This window comes from Roseburia sp. MSJ-14 (genome assembly GCF_018918225.1).
Lineage (GTDB): Bacteria > Bacillota > Clostridia > Lachnospirales > Lachnospiraceae > Petralouisia.
In genome coordinates, this window is the sequence record NZ_JAHLQD010000043.1 from 22,135 (window position 1) to 44,580 (window position 22,446).

The following is a 22,446-nucleotide window of genomic DNA, read 5'->3' on the forward strand; positions in this document are numbered from 1 at the left end:
AATATTAGGAGAAAAGTTATGAAAGAACAAATAAACAAAAATTTCAAGTTGGCATTGGTGATGGCTGTTTTGCTATTAATAAAAATAATATTGGGAATTATCTGTGTGTGCGGTTTGCGTTATATCATGTATCAATTTCAAAGTAATTCTAACAGTTGGGGATTAGGTTATGGATTGGGAGCTGTGGGATTGGTTGTAATATGGGTTGTGGCAATTATAATTCCTTCCATATTAGCATTGCTTATCTTTGTTTTTGCATTGGTAGCTAAAAAAGTATATGAGAAAGATGCAACAAAGGTAGGTACATATAGAGTGTTAATGGGATTTTCTTATGCGGGGCAAATTATTTTCACATGGCAAACTCTTCCCAAAAATCTTGATTTCAGTGGAGGAGGGCTTATAGCAGCCGCAATAAGTGTATACCTGATATGGGCAATCTTTAACAGTATGAGAGCAACATATACGGATAGAATTAAAGGCTAGTTTTTCTTTCGCAATGTTTTAAAGGCTACCAGCTCAATTGCTCCGATAATGCAGATAAATCCCACAATGTCAACAGGTGAAAATGTCTGCTTGGTGAAAAGAACCGTTAAGATACCGCTGACAATCGGCTCTATTGTTACAAATAGACTCGCTTTTACATTTCCCAGTATCTGTACACCAGTGCCATAGCTTAAGAAAGGAATAAGCGTACCGAAGAAGGTAATTGCCAAAACTAAGGCAACAGACCGGAAGGAAAAAGTAAAAGAGACATGATAACTTCTGGTAATGAGACAAAGTACAATGCCGGCAATTACAAAAGCCCAGCCCATAATTGGGGTAATACCGTATTTTTCATATAGTTTATGAGGATAAACGGTATAAAAAACAAAACTGACAGCCGAAAGCAATCCTAAGAATAAAGCAGACTTGGAAATGCTCAGGGAATGTAAGTCGCCATGGGTAGAAATAAGAAAAATACCAAAGCAGGCAAATAAAATGGCAATAATTTCATTTACTGCCGGGAGTTTTCGGGTAGAAAACGCGGTATAAAATAGCATTAAAACCGGATAAGTATACTGCAATACAGTAGCAGTCGCTGCATTAGAAGCAGATATCGCAGCAAAATAAGTGTATTGTACAGCCATTACACCAAAGATGGCAAAAATAAAGAGCGAAAAAATATCGCCCTTGTGTTTCCATACAGTACCTAGTGCATGCGGGGTTCGTATTAAACATAAAACCAGAATACAAATTCCGGAAACAAACATCCGGAAAGAGGAAAGACATCCCGGTGAAATTGTTGATTGGCGAAACAGGAGCTGTCCTAAGACACCGCTTAATCCCCAAAGTGTACCGCAAGTAAGTACAATAGTTAAACCTAATTTTTGTTTAGAAAATTTATTCATAATGATTCTTCTTTTTGTTCCTCTGATTCAGTATTGCTAAACATATCTCCACTTCCCTTTTTAGAAGGAAAATTGAAGTATTTTTTTATGGCAAAAATAAGTCCAATGCTAATAATTGTAACAAGATTTTCGTAAACGGTAGATGGTTCGATGATCATATGACGAGCCACCAAAAACATAAGGACTTCTAATACAGTATCCTCACTGGGCTGGCAGAGCATCTTTAAAAACTCAATTCCAATTAAAATATTGAAGACAGAGCCCACGAAAGTTAAAAATGCTTCGTTGGAAAAACAATCATGCCAAAACGTTAAAAAGGCATCCCCAAGAGAAAAACCGGCAATGATAATTGCGATAAGTACCACAAATGCCATTAATAATTCTAAAATATTACAAGAGACATAAAGGGTATTTCGTAATTTACTTAAGGATTTTTTCAAGAAAACACCTCATTTCATTAATTTTAAAACCGAGCGCTCTGCTTTGAATCCGGTCCACAGGCGTTACTCCTACAGTTAGCTCGGCCCAGGCGACCTCACGGCACATGAAAGGTTCTGCTTAGTGCTGCTTTGTTCCCAACCTGACACGGTTCGCAGATTTCCATTGCGTAAGACCCAGACGTCATCACCACTTATAAAAGGCAGCCCCACAGACAAAAAATCCGGGGCAGAGCATCACTCCAACTATAGCGGATTGTTGGTACAGGGCACCGCTGCCACCCCAGCTGCTCGGAGATTTAAGTATACCGTTTTTTACTGTAAAAGTCAACTGTTAGAGGCACATTTTATACTGAAATAGTAGTATTTTAAGTGACTGCATTTCGTTTCCATTTTGCATACAATAGAAAACCAATTCCGCCGGTAATAATTTCCGATAGAGGAAAAGCAAACCATACATAATTAAGACCAAGCAATGACAAGACTGCAAAAATAGGAATCAGACAGAAAATCTGTCTGGTAATAGCTAACAAGACACTTGGTTTTGCGGCACCGATAGCCTGAAAAAATACCGGATAAATCAAAGAAAATACAGCAGGAACAAAGCTTAGTCCAATAATACGAAAAGCATGGATACCAATATCCAGTACATTTTTGTCAGAAGAAAATAAAGTAATTAATAATTCCGGTAAAAATTCAAAACAAAATACACCAATCAGCATAAAAGCTACGGAGCTTCCAATAGAAGTAGAGACAATTTTCACGCAACGGTCATTGTTTTTACGGGCATAATTATAGCTTAATACAGGGACAATACAGGTTTGCAAGGCAGACAGCGGAATAAAAAAGAACGTTTGTAATTTATAATATAGTCCTAAAACAGTTACAGCCTCATCGCAAAATCCAGCCAGAATAATATTTAGTACTACGATGTATAAAGTCATCAAAAGCTGCATAAAAATCTGCGAATATCCAAGACGATAAATTTGATTGCCATAGGAGATGTTGTAGACAAGGAAACATAGTATTTTAAAAAGAAAATGGAAAGCAGCGCAAATATAGCCCACATAAAAATGGCAAAAAAGGCACTGGAACCTGCGGTTTCATCAGCTTCCTTTTTGCGATTATGAGCAAATAAAAACGCCATGTAGGTGTTGAATCCTACGCAGGTTCCAACACCGAGGGCGATAATGGTAAACTGAATTGGAAAAATAACAGATAGAGCAGTTAAGGCATCCACGAAAAATTTACCAACAAAATAACTGTCGACAATGTTATATAGTGCTTGAATTAATTGGGCAAGCATTACAGGGGGAGCCAGACGCATTAGAATTTTAGATATTTTTCTGTTTCAAACATACGACTGTCATTTGTAATCTCGGTCATTTTAATAACTTCCTTAAAAATTATTTTTCACTGGATTTTTCTTCTTTTCCCGAAGGGTGCGGAAAAAACTACTAAGCATGGTAGAACATTCTTCTTCTAATACGCCTTTTTCCAAGGCAACTTGATGGTTAAAAGCACTAATCTGTAATAAATTTAATACAGAACCGGCACAACCGGCTTTGGGATTCATGCTTCCGATGACAACCTTATCCATACGAGCCTGAACAATAGCTCCGGCACACATCTGACAAGGCTCCAGAGTAACGTACATGGTGCATCCTTCTAAGCGCCAGTCTCCTAACTTTTTGCTTGCCTTTTTTATGGCTAGCAGTTCTGCATGTGCCAAAGTATTTTTATCGGTATTGCGACGATTATATCCTCTTGCAATAATTTTATCATTATATACAATTACACAGCCAATAGGAACTTCCTCTAACTTCTCTGCTTTTTTTGCTTCCCGGATGGCGGATTTCATAAATTTTTCTTTCTGATTCATATACACTCCTGCTAATTCTGTGATATATTTATATAGAATGTTTCAAACAGAAATATATTATCACAAATCCTGAAAAAAGGGGAGAAATTCCTTTGGAATTTCATATTACAATAATAAAATATCTGTTATGCAGGTGTGAGGAGTGAAATAAATGGAAATGGTATATGAAACACCCAGGTTGGTGCTGCGCGTATTGCGTGAAGATGCGGCAGAAAGTGTGTTACGGTTTTACGAAGAAAATAAGGAGATTTTTGAAAAATACGAGTTGGATCGCGTAGAAAATTTTTATACAAAAGCATATCAGGCAACTTTATTGCGATGTGAATATAACCTTATGCTGCGTAACCAGTTTGTAAGGTTTTGGGTATTTGAAAAAGAAGATCCCAAGAGAATCGTTGGAACATTTTCTTTCCACAATATTTGCTATTCAGCGTATATGGATTGTGAATTAGGTTATAAATTTCATCAATCTGTGTGGAAAAGAGGATATGCCAAAGAAAGTATTCGAAAAGGGTTGGAAATTATGTTTCAAGAAGCAAAAATGCATCGAATTGAGGCATTAGTACAACCGGAAAATAATCCATCAAAACATCTTCTTAAGGCACTTGGATTTACCTATGAAGGTGTAAAAAGACAGAATGTAAAACTTCATGGGACTTGGTGCGACCATGAAGTTTACAGTCTGTTGCAAGGGGAGATGCTATAATCAGTTTAATCTAAAGGACGAAGCCAATAGCCAAATTGCCCCAGTTTATGAGTATTTTGGGAAGTAGAGCGAAATTCCGGGAAACCAAATATGGTAGCCATGACACGTTCCGGATTTTGAAAAACGCCGGGAATGCCTAAAATATACTGGTGGGAGGAAGCATTTCCTTTTCTGCCTAAAATCAGGTGGTGGTAGTTGAAAAAGCCATGTAATAAAAAGCTGTTATTTCCCAGGTGCCAATAAGAATTAGGCAATAGCCGCAAGTCTTTTAACTCCAATTGTACCCAGTCAAAAGTATCTTCCGGGGAGAAAGGAGTCACAGGGGAGAAGTTCTCCATGATAAAGTCCCAACGAAGAGAGGGAGTGTTAGAGGGAGAAGTCTCCGAAGAAAGGGCAGGAGCAGCTTCGGCAGCCTGTAAATCAGTGTCAGTATCAGTGTTGGTATCAGTGTCAGTATCGGTGTTAGTATCGGTGTCTGATATCGGTGTTTTCGGGGAATCAGGAACTTCTAACGGAAGAAAAGCAGCTCGTTGAAAGGTGTCATCGTCCCATTGACTTAAAATCATTTCTTTTTCCGAAAATGGAAGAAAAATCCCCTTAATACTGGAAATTGGGTAACCGGAATCCGCAAGATTATTAGAATCCAATACTTTTTTGAATTCTCCGGTGCCATGGGCAAAGGTTACCAACCCCAGTAAAATACCGGAAAAGGTATTAGCATTTTGAAGATAGAAATACACCGGAATATCCTTAGCGATAAATCCGGTGTTTTTCATATGTATTTCTACACGGCATTGCGTGTCTTTGTTTTCGATTTTAGCATAACCCACGTTGCGGGTTTTTTCATTGTTTTCATATAGATAAAGATAAGTAACAATACGATGAAATTCAGACATTTGCTATACTCCAATAAGATTTCTATATCTTATTCCGAAGCAGTCTGAATTATTCCCCGGAAGTGTCGGAAGTTTGCGCAGGTCCGGTAATAGCAAGGGCAAGATCGGAGCCAAATTCAGACATATCTACAGGAACCCAGGAATTATCCTGAATAACACAGTCAACAGTTACGTCATTCGTATCCTTGGAAGGAGTTACGTCCTTATAGGCAGCAATTAAGTTTTGTGTATAAGTATTCATAAGAAATACCTGTTGCTCTTCAATCGTAGCAAGTCCGGATTGATTAGCAGCTTCTCTGGCACTGTAAAATGCATCCTGATCTAGCTTGGATTCATCAAAGTAAGTAGTGTGTAGAATAACAGTAGCCTTTCCTTCAGATTCAGAAGTGACTTCTGCACTGGCCTTTAATTTAGAAAGTGCTTCTTTTCGGGCAGCACATAACTCGTCTAAGGTGTCATCGTCAATTTCCTGTCCGCTGGCAGAAAAATTGGAGCGAATAGTTGCCTTTAGAGAATTATCATAATCAGTTTGGACAGTTTTGATTTCAGAATCGGACATTCCAAGAGACGAAATTCCGGTAGTATCACCCAGAATGTATAAGTCATAAATAGCCTTTACGGAAGAGGCAGCATTACTTTCGGGCTCTCCGCAAGCGGTAAGAATACAAGAACACAGAAAAATATAAAAAATACAGGTACAAAATTTTTTCATGCAGAAACGCTCCTTAATGTAAGATAAATTGAATGATTAGCTATATTATAAGTGCAAAAACGTTAAAAGGCAAGGAAAGAAAGTGTAAGAATTTAGAATGCATACAGAAGTACCACAAAAGTAGTAAAGTAGAGAAGAATGGGATTAAAATGCTAAAATATTGGAAAAATGGGCAAATTTTCACAGAAACGCATGGACAAGGGGAAGAAGGAAAGCTATAATAAAAAACTATTAAAAAGAGGAGATGGTAGTATGTTATACGATATTGGGAGTTTTATACATGATTTACGAATAGAACGTGGGTACTCACAGGAAGAACTGTGTTATGGAATATGCTCTACCGGAAATTTATCGAAAATAGAAAATGGAATACGAATGCCAAATCAAAGAACCATAGAGGCGTTGTTGCAACGCTTAGGGTGTGAAGAAATTATTTTACAATTTTCAACCAAGGAAGAATTACAGCGTAGAAAACTATGTGGAGAAATTATAAGGAAACTATCAAAAGGGGATAAGAAGGGGGGAGAAGAGATAGTAAAAAAGTTAGAAGAAACTATTGCAGAAGAAGATATATTGAGTTCACAGTATTGTAGGTTTGCTAGGGCAATTCTTCATCAAATGGAGGGGGAATCACCGAAAAAGGTAATAAAGGAATTAGAAGGGGCATTACGGGTGACAAAGCCAAACTATAAAAGTGGAGAAGAGAAAATCAAAGGATTACTTACTTATAATGAGATTGTAATTATTGCCAATATAGCCAATAACTATGCCGAAGGTGGGGACAATGAGAGGGCATTGAATATTCTTTTGGGGTTAAAGGAGTATATGGAGACACATGTATTAGATGAACGGGAACTTGTGAGAAAGTACCAGATGGTTATTTTTGATATTTCCAATGTATTATTATCAGAAGAGCGATATGATGAAGCCATTGAATTATGCGATATTGGGATTAGGCGAGGTAAAGAAAATAACCGTCTGCGTCTGTTCCCTTACTTTCTCGCTAATAAAGGGTTTGCTCTATTAGGAAATGGTGAAGAAGAACAGGCATACAGGCAGTTACAAAAAAGTTATCATATGTGGGATGCAATGGATAATGAAGAAGAGTGTGAACGTCTTGTTCAGTATCTCAAAGAAAATTGGAATTTTAATCGTCCTCTACAGCAATATAAAATGCAAAAGGAGAATCAGCATTAAGATTGCATACTGCTGAGTTTAAAGGTGCTGCCACCACATAAGTAAGGAATAAGCTTGTACATAAGCCACATAAAAATTTTTTCATTATAGTACCTCCTGATAAGATAATTATTTGATTACAAAGGGAGAATAACGCAGGATTAAAAAAAAGACCATGAACTTTGAGGAAAACTTGTAAAAAATCAAATATTTCCTCAAAGTTCATGGTAAAGGGAAGTGGTTATGTTACAATCAGACCCAGAGCATGAAAATCTCGGGGGGCGGAATCATTCCGGTAAGAGAAATCAGCTCTAGCAAAAGTGTCTGAAGACCCTGCAAAATATGCAGGGTCTTCGTAGTTTATGGAAATATCGCGGTAATCTGAATTAGCTTCGAAATACCTGGCGTAATGATAAGTCAGGATTTAATAGAACAAAATCAGCAACTTTTCCAAGTTTCAAACTTCCATATTTATCATCCATACCAATAGAGCGAGCCGGATTAATAGTAGCGCATTTCACAGCACTGGAAAGAGGAATCCCCATGTGAACAGCAGTACGCATGCAGTCAGCAAGGTTTGTAACGGAACCTGCCAGAGTACCGTCTTGCAAGGTGGCGTGTATTCCATTTACATTTACATCTTGTCCGCCCAGGGCGTACATGCCGTCAGGCATTCCGGTTGCCATCATACTGTCGCTGATTAGAACAATACGTTCATCTGTAAACATAGAAAAGGCAGCTCGAATCACAGAAGGATGAATGTGAACACCATCACAAATCATTTCCACAAAACAATCAGGAGTGTCAAAGGCTGCACCCACAACGCTTGGTGTGCGGTGAGTGAGGTCAGGCATCCCATTAAATAAATGAGTCACATGATTTGCACCATGTTTAAAAGCATTCATAGCAGTATCGTAATCGCAGGCAGTATGTCCGAGGGAAATACGAATATCCGTTAGAGAAGAAGACTTTACTTGTTTGATAAAGTCCATAGCACCTGCTGTCTCCGGAGCAAGGGTGATTAGTTTTACCAAGCCGCCGGATGCCTCCTGCCAGGTATTCAATGCATCACAATTTGCAGGAATAATATAATCGGGATTTTGCGCACCACGTTTTTCATAAGCAATAAAAGGTCCCTCCAGGTTTATACCGATAAGTCGTGCCGTATCAGTTTGATTTTGTTGCTGAAAAAAGGTGCGGGCATTGTTACAGATGGCAGTAATCGTTTCCTTAGGTAAAGTCATAGAGGCAGGGCAGATAGATGTGATTCCCTGGGCGTATTCATACTTAGCCATAGCTTCTAAACCTTCTAAGGAAGCATCGCAAAAATCATGATTTACACAACCATGAAAATGAATATCAATTAAGCCGGGAATTACATAACATCCATTTGCATCAATGACTTCGTTATCCGTGGTGTAATCAGAAAAAACACCATTTTCTGTATATAAAGTATCGGGAATAAAACCTCGTTTCTCGTGAAAAACCAGTCCGTTTATAATTTTCATGCAAAATTCCCTCCTATATTAGGGTCGTACACTTGCTTAAAGCATCGGCATCAGCAACCAGTGTCACATCCGGGTGCATCTGAAGAATAGAAGCAGGAACCTGTGGAATGACAGGACCGAAAAAGGCCTCTTTTACAATGTCAGATTTTCCCTCGCCACTTACAATGATTAAGATTTTCTTTGCCATCATAATACTTTTGATTCCCATGGTATAAGCCTGAGTAGGAACATCTTCCAGCTTTTCAAAAAATCTGGAGTTTGCCCGAATAGTACTTTCTGTCAGGTGAACACAGTGTGTTTCCTTTTCAAAAGCCACACCTGGTTCATTGAAACCAATGTGTCCGTTATTCCCAAGGCCTAACAGTTGTAAATCAATACCACCCAATTCCTGAATAATGGCTTCATGATCGGCACATGCTTTTTGAGCATCGAGTTCCATGCCGTTTGGAACATGGGTATTTGCCGGATTAATGTTAATGTGTTTGAAAAAGTTTTCATTCATGAAGTAATAGTAGCTTTGGGGATTGGCGTGAGAAAGTCCACGGTATTCATCCAAATTTACACTTTTCGTTTGAGAAAAGTCTAAATCCCCCTTTTTGTACCAATCAATCAACTGAGCGTAAATTCCCAAAGGGGAAGAACCTGTGGCAAGTCCAAGTACACAGTCCGGCTTCATAATTACCTGTGCAGAGATAATGTTGGCAGCCTTTCGGCTCATTTCGTTGTAATCTTTGGCTTTTATAATTTTTATCATAAGAAAACCTCCAATTTCATGGAATCTACAATCTTCTAAGTTCATGCTAACAAGAAAAAGACAAAATCGCAATAAAATTTATAAAATAAAGAATGATTGGATAAAAAAATGCGAAGAAAGTGCAAAATAGAAGACAAAATCGGAAAAGTCAGTTGATACTTGTAGAAAAAGTGCAGAGAGAGTATAATGAAATTATATATTATGTATAAATCCGGGAGAGAGGAAGAGGAAAATGAAGCAAAAAGAACAAAAGAAAGCAATTTCTATTAAGACAAAGCTCCTAGGGACAATACTTCCGGTAGTAATTGTAATTGGAGTGGTATTGGTGGGAGTTTCCTACTATGTCTCAAAACAGACCATAACCGAGTATTCTCAAGATTTATTAAATTCATCAATGGAGAATCAGGCAAATGAGATTGAGTCATGGTTGAATGAAAACTTATCTGCATTTCAGACTGCGAAGCGGACAATAGAAGGAATGAAGCCGGATGAAGACCAGCTTCAGCTTATGTTAAATCAATATTACGGATTTAACGATAATTATCCGGAAGGCTTGTATATTGCAGATGAAAAAGGCAATCTGATAACTGCAAGTGAATCAGGAAAAACAGAGAGTAATCCTACGGAATCGGTATGGTATCAGAAAGGTCTTACAAGAGTGAATATGGGATTTACAGATGCGTATACCAATGCAGACGGAGAGGCAGTGATTAGTGCTTCCGGTATCTTAGACGATGGCTCGGGAGTGATGAAGGTAATATCTGCTGACTTATCTTTACAGCGTATTAGCATTATTGTAAACAGTTTTGTACAGATGGATGATGCACAGGCATTCTTAGTAGATTCTAAGGATGGAACGATTCTTGCGCACCGTGATAATAGCTTGATTTCTACAAAACTGAGTGACTCCGGTGATAGTTTTCTTAAAGATGTAGAAGCAAAGCGAGTAGCACGAGATTATGATATGGCAGAGATTGATAACAATATGACAGCTTGTACAGAAGTTCCCGGAACAGACTGGATATTGGTATCCTATGTTCCAACGTCTACTGTTTATGCCGGAATTAATACAGTTAGAACTGTAATGGCAGTTATTGGCGTTATTTCATTATTGATATTGGCAATTATGATAGAACGTGTAGTACATATAGTAATTAAACCGGTAAAAGAGTTGACAAAAGTAATTACAGCAATGACTGACGGAGACTTTACTGTAAGTGTAAAGGCAAGAAGCAAGGACGAAATTGGTGTGATGAGCCGGTGCGTAGAGCGGTTTATTGAATCCATGCGTGGTATGATTTCTTCTATTTACGGAGTGTCCAGTAAGCTGCATAATCAGGCAGATAACAGCAACTATATCTCAGGACAGATGTATGATGCCTCTAAAACGCAGAGTCAGTCTATGCAGGAATTAAATAATACCGTAGAACAGCTTTCTCTCTCCGTTAATGAGATTGCAGAAAATGCAACAACTTTAGCAATGGTAGTAGCAGATACCAGAGAAGAAGGCGAGCAGGTAGACGGAAAAATGAAAGATACCGTAGAAGTTTCCCATCAGGGAAAAACAGATATGCAAAACGTAGGTGTTGCAATGCAAAGTATCAATCAATCCGTTTTAAAATTGCAGCAGGCAATTGACAAGGTAGGAAAAGCTTCCGAGGAAATTACGAATATAACAAGTGTTATCAGTGGAATTGCAGATGAAACGAACCTGCTTTCACTGAATGCTTCTATAGAAGCAGCAAGAGCAGGAGAGGCAGGAAAAGGCTTTGCGGTTGTAGCAACAGAAATCGGACAGTTAGCGAAAAACAGTGCCGATTCCGTGCGTGATATTGAAAGTCTTATCTCAGAAATCAATGCATTGGTAAAAGATGCAGTTGCTCAGGCGGATGACAGCGTAAGCAACATTAATAGCAGCAGCGAATTAGTAGGCGATGCCTTAAAGACCTTTGATATAATTTTTGATAACATCGAAGTAGTAAGCAATCTGGTACGTCAAATGATTGAAAAAGTAGAAAAAGTAGACGAGGTCGCAAGCAATGTAGCCGCTATTTCAGAAGAACAGGCGGCAAGCTCACAGGAGATTTTAGCTACATCAGATACTATGGTAGAGCAGGCAAACAGCATTACCGGAAATAGTCAGACGGTAGCAAGCGATGCTCAAGAACTGACAACATCTGCACAAGAGTTGGCAAATCAGGTTGAAGTATTTAAGATAGAGAAGGGAGAGTGCTAAGATGAAGAAAAAGTTAGGACTAATATTAAGCATACTAATGATGGGAATGTTGACCCTTACTAGCTGTGGCAACAAGAGTACAGCAAGTGGTAAGAATATAAAAGTACTTCTCACTATCAATTCAATAGATACCTTCAGACAGACACTGATAGATGCAGCGCAGGAAAAAGCATCAGCAGAAGGGGTTCAGCTAGATGTGATGGATTCAGAGGAGTCCATAGAAAATCAGGTAGAACATATTAAAACAGCAGTAAAAGAAAACTATGATGTTATTATCTGCGGAGCAGTGTCAGCAGACACAGCAGTAGAGTTAAAGGCAAATGCAGGAGATATTCCGATTATATTTATTAATAGCTGTCCGGATGATAAAAGGTTAGAAGACGGAAAGTACATTTATGAGGGATCCGATGAAAGCGTAGCAGGTCAATATCAAGCAGAATATGTTTTAGATAAGTTTGCGGATAAAGACGAAATAAACGTAGTTATTTTAAAAGGACCAAAAGGACATTCTGCAACGAACGGAAGAACAAAAGGTGTGAAGCAGACCTTAGAGGAAAGTGGAAAGACCATCAATTATGTATTTGAAGATAATGCAAACTGGGATGGAGACACAGCAAAGGAAATGTTTGAAATTTTCTTGAAAACCGGTTCAAAAGTAGATTGTGTTATTTGTAACAATGATGGAATGGCACTTGGTGTAGTGGAAGCATGTAAAGAAGCCAAAATGGATTTAAGTGAATTACCGATTTTAGGAGTAGATGCAACAGCAGAAGGTTGTGCAGCAATTGAAGAAGGAGATATGGCATTTACCGTATATCAGTCAGGAAGCGGTCAGGGAAAAGCAGCAATTGAGGCGGCAATCAGACTGGCAAAGGGACAATCCACAAAAGATATGGATGGAGCAACCGAAGACGGTAAATATGTATGGGTACCGTTTGAAAAAGTAGATAGCAGTAATGTAAGTGATTACAAATAGAAAGAACTAAAACAATAAAATCCGTATTTTTAGATATAATAATATCTGAAAATACGGATTTTTATATCAGATGAAATTAGTCATGAAACGGAGGAGGGGGGATTTGAACCCCCGCGCCGGTGTTACCGACCTACTGGTGTTCGAAGCCAGACCCTTCAGCCACTTGGGTACTCCTCCAAAGTATACTACCTCTGATAGTATACCCAATAATTTTTAAGAATGCAATGACTTTTTCTATCAGATAAACTTGAGATATACAAAATAATAAGATATAATAAGATGTAAAACACATAAACACACAAACGCAAAATGCAAAGGATGTGAAGTCGATGAAAAGAATCGGAATGCTGACCAGTGGAGGAGACTGTCAGGCATTGAATGCCGCAATGCGCGGAGTGGTGAAAGGATTAAGTAAGAATACACAACAGTTAGAAATATACGGATTCTATGAAGGGTACAAAGGACTTATTTATGGAAATTACCGTTTGCTTACAGCAGATGATTTTTCGGGAATTCTCACAAAGGGAGGAACTATTTTAGGTACTTCCAGACAGCCATTTAAACGTATGCGGACTCCGGATGAGAATGGACTGGACAAGGTAGAGGCAATGAAGAAGAACTATAAGAAGCTTCAGTTGGATTGCCTTGTGATACTTGGAGGAAACGGAACTCAGAAGACCGCGAATCTTTTGCGAGAAGAAGGATTGAATGTCATTCATCTTCCGAAAACCATTGATAATGATATTTACGGTACCGATATTACCTTTGGATTTCAAAGTGCAATCGATGTTGCAACAGCAGCCATTGACTGTATTCATACAACAGCAGCATCTCACAATAGAGTGTTTATTGTAGAGATTATGGGACACAAGGTAGGATGGCTTACTTTATATGCAGGAGTTGCCGGAGGAGCAGATATTATTCTGTTGCCGGAAATACCATATGATATAGATAAGGTAGCAGAGGCAGTACAGCAAAGAAGCAAGCAGGGAAAAGGATTCACGATTCTTGCCGTAGCAGAAGGAGCGATTTCCAAAGAAGATGCACTTCTTACCAAGAAAGAATACAAAGAAAAGCTGAAGAGGTCCCCATATCCGTCTGTTTCTTATGAAGTAGCAGCCAGATTGGAAGAAAAGGCAGGATGCGAAGTGCGTGTAACTGTTCCGGGGCATACGCAAAGAGGTGGAAGTCCCTGTCCATATGACAGAGTACTTTGTACCAGACTTGGTGCAGCAGCGGCAGAGTTGATTTTACAGGAGAAATACGGCTGTATGGTAGCCATGATTGATGGTGATACCAAGCCGGTGCCATTAGAAGAAGTGGCAGGAAAGTTAAAAACCGTAGAACCGGATTGCCAAATGATAAAAGAGGCAAAGTTCATCGGCATTAGTTTTGGAGATTAAAAATGTCTTATACTGCGTTATATCGTAAGTTCCGCCCTCAGGAATTTGAAGATGTCAAGGGACAGGAACACATTGTTACAACATTAAAGAATCAAATAAAAGCAGACAGAATCGGACATGCCTATCTTTTTTGTGGGACTCGTGGTACAGGTAAAACTACCATAGCTAAGATATTTGCAAAGGCGGTAAACTGTGAGCATCCCATAGATGGCAGCCCGTGTGGAGAATGCCCGTCCTGCAAACGAATTGCAGAAGGCACTTCCATGAATGTGATAGAGATAGATGCAGCTTCTAACAACGGTGTAGATAATATTCGTGAAATCCGAGAAGAAGTAGCATATTCACCAACCGAGGGCAAGTACAAAGTCTATATTATTGACGAGGTTCATATGTTATCCATAGGAGCGTTCAATGCCTTGTTAAAGACTTTGGAAGAGCCCCCTTCTTATGTCATTTTTATTCTGGCAACCACCGAGGCACATAAAATCCCAATTACGATTTTATCACGTTGCCAGCGTTATGACTTTAAAAGGATTACCATAGATACCATAGCAGCCCGCCTTACAGAGTTGATGGAAGCAGAAGGTGTAGAAGTAGAAGAAAAAGCCATTCGCTATATAGCCAAGGCTGGAGACGGTTCTATGCGTGATGCATTAAGTCTACTGGATCAGTGTATTGCTTTTTATCTGGGGCAGAAGCTCACCTATGATAATGTTCTTGAAGTCTTAGGAGCAGTAGATACAGAAGTATTTAGCCGTATGCTCCGAAAGATTATGAAAAAAGATATTCCCGGTGTGATAGCACTGCTAGAAGAGCTGATTATTCAAGGTAGAGAGCCGGGACAGTTTGTGGTAGACTTTACCTGGTATCTTCGGAACTTGCTGTTAGTGCAAAGTTCTGATAATATGGAAGATGCTTTGGATATTTCCAGTGATAATCTTGCATTGCTAAAAGAAGAAGCCACAATGATTGAAGCACCACAACTTATGCGTTATATTCGGATTTTTTCAGAATTATCCAATCAGATTCGATATGCAACGCAAAAAAGAGTAATGATAGAGATTGCATTGATAAAGTTGTGTAAACCTGAGATGGAAGAAGACTACGGTTCTTTGGCAGAGCGAATTGCTCAGTTAGAGAAAAAAGTAGAAGAAGGCGTTCCGATGCAGGTGGTGCAGACCAATGCACAAGCACAACCAACGTCACGGGATAACACACCAAGACCAAAAGCCCAGTTACCGAAGGCAATACCGGAGGATGTAAAACAAGTGGTGAGAAACTGGAACGCTATATTAGAAGGGCTTTCCGGTATGTTAAAAAACTATTTACGCCCGGCACATTTAAGCCTTGGTGGGGAGAGTCAGTTGTTGGTGGTGTTAGAAGATGAGGTGGCAGAAGGAATTGTTAATTCTGATGCACATAGGCAAGAACTGAGGGACGCAATAGCCGCTAAGATAGGAAAAGAAGTAGAAGTCAAGATTCAACTGAATCAGACCAATCGTCCTTATGAAGAATCATTTCCCGATATTGGAAAATTAATAAATATGGAAGTAACCATCGAAGACGATGAAGAATAAATAAAAATCAGGAGGAAAAACAGATGGCAAAACGTGGAGGATTTCCGGGAGGAATGCCTGGAAATATGAATAATTTAATGAAACAGGCACAGAAGATGCAAAAACAGATGGAAGAAGCTACCAAAGAATTAGAAGAAAAAGAGGTAACTGCAACCGCTGGTGGCGGAGCAGTAGAAGTTACTGTTTCCGGTAAAAAAGAAGTAACTAAGGTAAAACTTGCAGAAGAAGTAGTAGACCCGGATGATATCGAAATGTTAGAAGACTTAATTATGGCAGCTACTAATGAAGCATTAAGACAGATTGAAGAATATTCTGCACAGTCCATGTCAAAAATTACAGGTGGACTGGGAGGAATGGGTGGAGGATTCCCATTCTAATATAAGCGAAAGCCTCCGGCAAGGAGTTGGAGAAAACAATGGATTATTATAGTACGCAGATTAGCAAGCTAATCGAAGAATTGTCAGGACTTCCGGGAATCGGAAGTAAATCAGCGCAGAGGCTGGCATTTCATATATTGAATATGCCAATCGAACATGTTGAAAAATTATCGTCCGCAATTATTGACGCAAGAAGAAATGTGCGGTATTGTAAACAGTGTTTCACATTGACAGATGATGAATTGTGTCCGATTTGCAAAAACAGCAATCGAGATCATAAGACAATTATGGTAGTAGAAGACACAAGAGATTTGGCAGCGTATGAAAAGACCGGAAAGTACGAAGGAGTCTATCATGTATTGCACGGAGCCATTTCTCCAATGCTTGGTATCGGACCAAACGACATTAAATTAAAGGAATTAATGCAACGATTACAAGGCGATGTTAACGAAGTGATAATTGCAACCAATTCCAGCTTAGAAGGTGAAACTACAGCCATGTATATCAGTAAGCTCATAAAGCCAACTGGTATTAAAGTTTCCAGAATCGCCAGTGGCGTTCCGGTTGGTGGAGATTTGGAATACATTGATGAAATGACATTATTACGCGCGCTGGAAGGAAGAACAGAAATATAGTTATTTTAAAGGAGAAAATCATGGAAAATTTAGAACTTCAAAAGATTGCAAATGAAGTCCGAAAAGGTATTCTTACCGGAGTTCACGCAGCTAAGGCTGGACATCCGGGTGGATCTTTATCTGCAACAGAACTGTTTACTTACTTATACTTCGAGGAAATGAATATTGATCCGAAGAATCCAAAGAAAGAAGACCGTGACCGTTTTGTGTTGTCAAAGGGACACACAGCACCGGGACTTTATGCAACACTGGCAAATAGAGGATATTTTCCGGTAGAGGATTTAAAGACATTACGTCATATTGGTTCTCATTTGCAGGGACATCCATGTCTTCAACACACGCCGGGAATCGATATGTCCAGTGGTTCCTTGGGACAAGGAATCTCCGTTGCAGCAGGAATGGCACTTTCTGCAAAATTAAGTGGTGACAGTTATCGTGTATACACATTGTTAGGCGATGGAGAGATTCAGGAAGGACAGGTTTGGGAAGCAGCTATGTTTGCAGGATTCCGTAAACTGGATAACTTCGTAGCAATTGTAGACAACAATGGTTTACAGATTGACGGTAAGGTAGACGAAGTATGTTCTCCATACCCGATTGATGAAAAGTTTAAAGCATTTAATTTCCATGTAATCAATGTAGCGGATGGCAATAACTTTGATGAACTTCGTGCAGCATTTAAAGAAGCAAGACAGACCAAGGGAATGCCAACAGCAATTATTATGAAAACTGTAAAAGGAAAAGGTGTTTCCTATATGGAAAACCAGGCCGGATGGCATGGAAAAGCACCAAACGATGAACAGTATGAAATAGCTATGAAAGAACTGAAGGAAGCAGGTGAAGCATTATGTCAGAAGTAAAGAAGATTGCAACCAGAGAAAGTTACGGAAATGCACTGGTAGAATTAGGAAAAGAGCATGAAAATCTGGTAGTCTTAGATGCTGACCTTGCAGAAGCTACCAAAACAGGAATCTTTAAAAAAGAATTTCCGGAGCGTCATATTGACTGCGGAATTGCAGAATGCAACATGATAGGAATTGCAGCAGGACTCGCAGCAACCGGAAAGGTTCCATTTGCAAGCTCCTTTGCAATGTTTGCAGCAGGAAGAGCATTTGAACAGGTAAGAAACTCCGTAGGTTATCCACACTTAAATGTAAAAATCGGAGCAACTCATGCAGGAATTTCTGTAGGAGAAGATGGAGCAACTCATCAGTGTAACGAAGATATTGCTTTAATGCGTACGATTCCGGGAATGATTGTAATCAATCCATCCGACGATGTAGAAGCAAGAGCAGCAGTAAAAGCAGCTTACGAATTAGATGGTCCGGTATATTTGAGATTTGGTCGTCTAGCAGTTCCGGTTATCAATGATCGCCCAGACTATAAATTTGAAATTGGAAAAGGTGTATTATTAAAAGAAGGAAAAGATGTTACGATTGTAGCAACAGGTCTTTGTGTATCAGAATCCTTAGCAGCAGCAGAAAAGTTAGCGGCAGAAGGAATTGATGCAGAAGTAATTAATATTCATACGATTAAGCCGTTAGATGGTGATATTATTGCAGAATCCGCAAAGAAAACAGGAAAAGTGGTAACGGTAGAAGAACATTCTGTAATCGGCGGATTAGGAAGTGCAGTATGTGATTGCCTGTGTGAAAAAGCACCAACTCCAGTATACAAAATTGGAATTAATGATGTTTACGGAGAGTCAGGTCCGGCAGTAAAACTAATTGAAAAATACGGATTAGATGCCAATGGAATCTGCGAAAAAGTAAAAGCTTTTTTGAAATAATCCAATAAAAGTAAGGACTTTCTACAACAGAAAATGTTGTGGAAAGTCTTTTTTTGATGCCTGAAAAAGAATTCTGACAAAGGAGGACGAAATCTTCTTGAAAATCGAGACACAAATTTTCAAAAACTGCAAAAAGAGTGTGTTACCATGGACAAAAAATGAGGTGATAACATGATAGAAATTATTTGCAAGGAAAATGAACAAGAAGAACAAGAAATAAAATTGCCGAAAAATATTCGACAAGTAGGAACTCCACGCGGGCGACATAAAATATACATGGAAGACTATGTATATACCTATTTGCAAAATCAGGCAAAGTCCAGGCAAAAGGCGGCGGCAGTACTGATGGGAAAAAGTTTTACGAATAAAGATATGCGCTATACCTTTATTCAAGGAGCAATTGAGTGTGGACAAGCAATGTTTCGATTTGACGGTATATATTTAGACGAAAGTTTTTGGAAATACATATGTGTGGAAAGTCAGGAATATTTTAAAGAATCAAACATTGTGGGGTGGTTTGTGGGAGAACAGGGAGAAGCAATGCATCTTTCGCCAAGCATTGAATCAGCTCATCGTAAATACTTTGCGGGCAGAGATAAAGTACTGATGTTAATGGATGCACAAGAGGACGAAGAAACATTTTACGTTTATGAACAAGGGTATTTGCAGAAAAGAGAAGGATATTACATATATTACGAGAAAAATATTGCCATGCAAGAGTATATGATAAGAAAACGGGAAAGTGCACCAATTATGGTGGTGAATGAAGAAGAGGATGAAGAAAAAGAAAAGCCCTCAGAATGGGAAGAACTTCATAAAGAAATTGCGCAGGGAACGGAAAAAATATTTGTAAAAAGCAGTTTAGAAGAACCTGTTTCAGAAGCAGAAAAAGCACTGCAAAACTATCGGCACATTATGTTAGAAAAGCGAGGACATAAGGTAGAACGAAAAAACAAAAGATTTTTGTATACAGCAGTGTCTTTTTTTGCAGTAGCATTTGTAATGGTAGGAGCAGCCACTATCAATAATTATCAAAAAATGCAAAAAGTAGAAAATGTGTTGTCAGTGATGAAAACAGGAGAGGAAGAGAAGAAGGATTTGGTTGTAAAAAATATAGCATCAGAAGTGACCCCATTAGAAGAAGGAGAAAACCAGCAGCAAACAGACCAGTCAACCATAGAAACCCAACAACAGCAGCCGGGACAGCAACCGACAGATGCGTCTGGTGCAGAAACTCCGCAACAACCGGCAGATGCATCAAGTGTGGCAGTCCCACAGCAACCGACAGATACATCAAGTGCGGCAGTCCCACAGCAACCGGCAGATGCGTCAAGTGCGGCAGCCCCGCAGCAACCGGAACAAGCTACAACAGAACCCCAATATTATATTGTTCAGCCGGGAGATACCTTAGAATCCATTTGTTTAAAGCTTTATCAAGACAAATCAAAAGTGGCGGCACTGTGTCAGGCTAACGGAATTACCAACGGAAACCAAATTCAGGCAGGACAGAAATTGCTATTACCATAAACAATTTTTAATGCACAGACAAAGAAAATGCGTTATAATAAATGCAAGTGTAATTTTGGAGGTGCAGTTTTGGCAGAAGAGACATGTCGAGTGGTGCAGTCAGACATAGAAGAAATGCATGAGAAGATTCGTGCCCATCGAAGAAAAATATTAAAATGGATATGTGTAGCAGTAGTGCTGGTACTGCTTATAGTGACAGCAGTGTATTTCTATTTTCAATCCAAGGTTTATTCAAAATATGAAGTAATAAATAGTGTAGAAAGAGAAGATTCCGCAGGAACACAATTTGTTTCTTTTGCAGGAAAAATTTTGAAATATGGAAAAGATGGAGCAACCTGTATTGATGAGAAAAATCAGTTGATCTGGAATCAAACCTATGAAATGCAGTCCCCTATGGTAGATATTTGCGAGGGGTATGTTGCCATTGCAGAGAAAAAAGGGAATAAAATCTATATTATGAATACCAAGGGGAAAAGTGGAGAAATTGAAACCACAATGCCCATACAGAGAGTGCGAGTGGCAAACCAGGGAACCGTTGCGATTTTAATGGAACAAGAAGGAACTGGGTATTTGCAGCTATATGATAAAGAAGGAACTTTTTTGGCAGAAGGAGAAGTACACACGGAAAATAGCGGATATCCATTAGATATAGCACTGTCCAATGACGGAAGGAAAATGGCAGTTTCCCAATTGAATATGAACGAAGGAACCGTAAAAAATACCATTACATTTTATAATTTCGGCTCCGTAGGGCAGAATGAAATCGACAATATTGTAGGAACATATTCTTATTCAGATGTGATTTTTCCAAAAGTAGAATTCCTTACCAATGATGTGATGGTAGCCTTTGGAGATGAAGAAGCTATTATATTTGAAGGAACTCAGAAACCACAGGTAAAAAAAGAAATATCACTAAAACAAGAAATACATAGTATCTTTTATAATGAAGCGTATATAGGGTTTGTATTTAATAATGATAACGAAAAGGAAACGTATCGAATAAGTGTGTATAATTTGCGCGGGACAGAAGAAATGACGCAAAATCTGGATATGAATTACAGCGAAGTAGGGTTCCTTGAAAACGATGAAATTTGTGTTCGCAATGAATTAGAATGTTCTATTTATAATTTGAAAGGAAAACGTAAGTTTCATTCTAATTTTGAAAAAAGTATTTGGAAAGTATTTTCCACCAAGAACAGTACAGAATACATTTTTATGATGGATAAAGAAACGCAGAAAGTGAGATTAAAATAAAAGTGGAAATGAGTGTTTTATTTGCAGTTGTAGTGATAATACTGGCAGGATTTACCCTGCATGGTTATATAAAAGGATTTGTACGCGTAGTTTTTTCGCTGATATCGATAATTCTTACCATTGGATTAGCGTCATGGCTATCTCCATATGTTTCGGAAATTTTAGAAAAAACTCCCGTATATGAAAATATACAGGAAAAGTGTGTAGAAAGTGTAAAGGGAAAAGTACAAAATGAAGTAGGACAGGAAGCGCAAAGTCAGGAACCAATTCAAATAGCCGGAATAGAGTTGCCCCAGGAATGGCAGGATATGATTAGGCAAAAAGCAGCACAGGCAACAGATGGTGTGTTGGAGCAAAGCGGAATTTATGAAGAAATAGGAAATTATGTGGCAGGAATTATTATAAATATAATAGCTTGTGTAGTCACATTTATTATAGTGTTACTAGTTCTGCGTATTCTAATTAATATGTTAGACTTGGTAACCAAACTACCTGTTTTAAACGCCATGAATCATTTGGGCGGAACAATAGCGGGAGCCATAGAAGGTATTCTGATTGTATGGCTGATGTTTTTTGCAATTACATTATGCAAAAGCAGTGAAATGTGTCAGGGATTACTAAACGATATTAATCAAAATGCATTTTTGAAACTAATATATGAAAACAATTTAATAGAGTACATATTAATGCATGTGATTTTATAATAGATATGGGGGTCTTGATGAGTTCAGACCCCCATATCTATGGAAAGAAAAATGGATTGAAAAAAGAAAGAAAAATTGTTGTCAAAAAGTGTTGACAGGTGAATACAAACATGATATTATAATCTTCGCCGCTGGGAACGGCGGCAAAAACATGAAGAACTTTGTATCAGAGAAAACAGTCTGAAAAATACAAAACTTCAAAAAATAAAAAAAGTTGTTGACAAAAGCGAATGACTGTGATAAGATATAGAAGTTGTCGCTTGAGACAGCAAAAGAAATAACCTTGATAACTGAACAGTGAAACAACCTTGAAAGATTCTAAGAGTTTTCGCCTGATAAGGCGGAAGAGTCAGCAAGAACTGACAGAATTTTTTGCAGGACAGCATCTATAGATGCGACCTTAAAACAGTAAGCCAGAAAAGATTCTGGTTAGGAAAAACTTTTTTAGAGAGTTTGATCCTGGCTCAGGATGAACGCTGGCGGCGTGCTTAACACATGCAAGTCGAACG

The 22,446-nt window shown here is 38.6% G+C and carries 23 protein-coding genes, 1 tRNA gene, 1 rRNA gene and 1 other RNA gene; 15 read left to right on the plus strand and 11 right to left on the minus strand.

All coding sequences use genetic code 11. The features are described from left to right. The first annotated feature begins 18 nt into the window (after positions 1-18). Entirely contained in the window at positions 19-483 is a 465-nt protein-coding gene (locus tag KQI83_RS12920) for a hypothetical protein (protein ID WP_216558818.1), read from the plus strand. Here the strand turns inward: KQI83_RS12920 and KQI83_RS12925 are convergent. From KQI83_RS12925 to tadA, 6 genes are all read right to left on the minus strand, one after another. Then, positions 480-1,388 (minus strand): DMT family transporter, encoded by a 909-nt coding sequence (locus tag KQI83_RS12925; RefSeq protein ID WP_216558822.1) that lies wholly within the window; start codon positions 1,386-1,388, stop codon positions 480-482. The genes KQI83_RS12920 and KQI83_RS12925 overlap by 4 nt on opposite strands. Beyond that, positions 1,385-1,828, minus strand: a complete 444-nt coding sequence (locus KQI83_RS12930; protein WP_216558825.1) for a hypothetical protein — start codon at positions 1,826-1,828, stop codon at positions 1,385-1,387. The genes KQI83_RS12925 and KQI83_RS12930 overlap by 4 nt, the downstream gene beginning before the upstream one ends. A 29-nt stretch (positions 1,829-1,857) precedes the next feature. Beyond that, positions 1,858-2,120: signal recognition particle sRNA large type (gene ffs / locus KQI83_RS12935), an RNA gene on the minus strand. Between the two features lie 73 nt (positions 2,121-2,193). Beyond that, entirely contained in the window at positions 2,194-2,781 is a 588-nt protein-coding gene (locus tag KQI83_RS16825) for an MATE family efflux transporter (RefSeq protein ID WP_253295623.1), read from the minus strand. Continuing rightward, positions 2,769-3,131: an MATE family efflux transporter gene (locus tag KQI83_RS16830; protein WP_253295624.1), complete on the minus strand. Its 363-nt coding sequence runs from the start codon at positions 3,129-3,131 to the stop codon at positions 2,769-2,771. Before KQI83_RS16830 ends, KQI83_RS16825 begins: the two co-directional genes overlap by 13 nt. Before the next feature lie 93 nt (positions 3,132-3,224). After that, positions 3,225-3,707, minus strand: a complete 483-nt coding sequence (gene tadA, locus KQI83_RS12945) for a tRNA adenosine(34) deaminase TadA (RefSeq protein ID WP_216558828.1) — start codon at positions 3,705-3,707, stop codon at positions 3,225-3,227. A gap of 151 nt (positions 3,708-3,858) precedes the next feature. Between tadA and KQI83_RS12950 the strand changes: the two genes are divergently transcribed. After that, on the plus strand, positions 3,859-4,413 hold the full coding sequence (locus KQI83_RS12950; protein WP_216558831.1) for a GNAT family N-acetyltransferase: 555 nt from the start codon (positions 3,859-3,861) through the stop codon (positions 4,411-4,413). A 5-nt stretch (positions 4,414-4,418) separates the two neighbouring features. Here the strand turns inward: KQI83_RS12950 and KQI83_RS12955 are convergent, their stop codons facing one another. After that, positions 4,419-5,309 carry a DUF6128 domain-containing protein gene (locus KQI83_RS12955; RefSeq protein WP_216558833.1) on the minus strand — a complete coding sequence of 297 codons (891 nt, stop codon included), beginning with the start codon at positions 5,307-5,309 and terminating at the stop codon, positions 4,419-4,421. Positions 5,310-5,358: 49 nt separating this feature from the next. Continuing rightward, entirely contained in the window at positions 5,359-6,021 is a 663-nt protein-coding gene (locus tag KQI83_RS12960; protein ID WP_216558836.1) for a DUF5105 domain-containing protein, read from the minus strand. Between the two features lie 252 nt (positions 6,022-6,273). On the opposite strand from KQI83_RS12960, the gene KQI83_RS12965 reads away from it, so the two are divergent. Continuing rightward, positions 6,274-7,218 carry a helix-turn-helix domain-containing protein gene (locus tag KQI83_RS12965; RefSeq protein WP_216558838.1) on the plus strand — a complete coding sequence of 315 codons (945 nt, stop codon included), beginning with the start codon at positions 6,274-6,276 and terminating at the stop codon, positions 7,216-7,218. Positions 7,219-7,583: 365 nt separating this feature from the next. Here KQI83_RS12965 and nagA read toward each other — a convergent pair whose 3' ends face one another. Both nagA and nagB read right to left on the minus strand, forming a co-directional pair. Next, a complete protein-coding gene (gene nagA, locus KQI83_RS12970; RefSeq protein WP_216558841.1) occupies positions 7,584-8,705 on the minus strand; it encodes an N-acetylglucosamine-6-phosphate deacetylase in 1,122 nt (373 codons plus the stop codon). A 13-nt stretch (positions 8,706-8,718) separates the two neighbouring features. Next, entirely contained in the window at positions 8,719-9,456 is a 738-nt protein-coding gene (nagB, locus tag KQI83_RS12975; protein WP_216558873.1) for a glucosamine-6-phosphate deaminase, read from the minus strand. A 235-nt stretch (positions 9,457-9,691) separates the two neighbouring features. On the opposite strand from nagB, the gene KQI83_RS12980 reads away from it, so the two are divergent. Both KQI83_RS12980 and KQI83_RS12985 read left to right on the plus strand, forming a co-directional pair. Next, positions 9,692-11,695, plus strand: a complete 2,004-nt coding sequence (locus KQI83_RS12980; RefSeq protein ID WP_216558844.1) for a methyl-accepting chemotaxis protein — start codon at positions 9,692-9,694, stop codon at positions 11,693-11,695. A gap of 1 nt (position 11,696) precedes the next feature. Further along, complete coding sequence (locus KQI83_RS12985) at positions 11,697-12,671, plus strand: sugar ABC transporter substrate-binding protein (protein WP_216558847.1); 975 nt, start codon at positions 11,697-11,699, stop codon at positions 12,669-12,671. 88 nt (positions 12,672-12,759) lie between these two features. On the opposite strand, the gene KQI83_RS12990 is transcribed toward KQI83_RS12985, so the two are convergent. Next, positions 12,760-12,848 (minus strand) — tRNA-Ser (locus KQI83_RS12990). A 152-nt stretch (positions 12,849-13,000) separates the two neighbouring features. On the opposite strand from KQI83_RS12990, the gene KQI83_RS12995 reads away from it, so the two are divergent. The 10 genes from KQI83_RS12995 to KQI83_RS13040 all read left to right on the plus strand — a co-directional run. Then, complete coding sequence (locus KQI83_RS12995) at positions 13,001-14,074, plus strand: 6-phosphofructokinase (protein WP_216558850.1); 1,074 nt, start codon at positions 13,001-13,003, stop codon at positions 14,072-14,074. 2 nt (positions 14,075-14,076) lie between these two features. Next, positions 14,077-15,651, plus strand: a complete 1,575-nt coding sequence (dnaX, locus tag KQI83_RS13000) for a DNA polymerase III subunit gamma/tau (protein ID WP_216558852.1) — start codon at positions 14,077-14,079, stop codon at positions 15,649-15,651. Between the two features lie 23 nt (positions 15,652-15,674). After that, positions 15,675-16,028 (plus strand): YbaB/EbfC family nucleoid-associated protein, encoded by a 354-nt coding sequence (locus KQI83_RS13005; protein ID WP_075717325.1) that lies wholly within the window; start codon positions 15,675-15,677, stop codon positions 16,026-16,028. Between the two features lie 38 nt (positions 16,029-16,066). Continuing rightward, positions 16,067-16,663, plus strand: coding sequence for a recombination mediator RecR (recR, locus tag KQI83_RS13010; protein ID WP_216558855.1), 597 nt, complete (start codon positions 16,067-16,069; stop codon positions 16,661-16,663). A gap of 20 nt (positions 16,664-16,683) precedes the next feature. Further along, on the plus strand, positions 16,684-17,523 hold the full coding sequence (locus KQI83_RS13015; protein ID WP_216558858.1) for a transketolase: 840 nt from the start codon (positions 16,684-16,686) through the stop codon (positions 17,521-17,523). Continuing rightward, a complete protein-coding gene (locus tag KQI83_RS13020) occupies positions 17,511-18,452 on the plus strand; it encodes a transketolase family protein (RefSeq protein WP_216558861.1) in 942 nt (313 codons plus the stop codon). The genes KQI83_RS13015 and KQI83_RS13020 overlap by 13 nt, the downstream gene beginning before the upstream one ends. A gap of 171 nt (positions 18,453-18,623) precedes the next feature. Next, complete coding sequence (locus KQI83_RS13025) at positions 18,624-19,979, plus strand: LysM peptidoglycan-binding domain-containing protein (protein WP_216558864.1); 1,356 nt, start codon at positions 18,624-18,626, stop codon at positions 19,977-19,979. A 69-nt stretch (positions 19,980-20,048) separates the two neighbouring features. Beyond that, positions 20,049-21,233 (plus strand): DUF5711 family protein, encoded by a 1,185-nt coding sequence (locus KQI83_RS13030; protein WP_216558867.1) that lies wholly within the window; start codon positions 20,049-20,051, stop codon positions 21,231-21,233. An 8-nt stretch (positions 21,234-21,241) separates the two neighbouring features. Next, complete coding sequence (locus KQI83_RS13035; RefSeq protein ID WP_216558870.1) at positions 21,242-21,937, plus strand: CvpA family protein; 696 nt, start codon at positions 21,242-21,244, stop codon at positions 21,935-21,937. 441 nt (positions 21,938-22,378) lie between these two features. After that, positions 22,379-22,446 (plus strand): 16S ribosomal RNA (locus KQI83_RS13040); the annotation flags it as partial.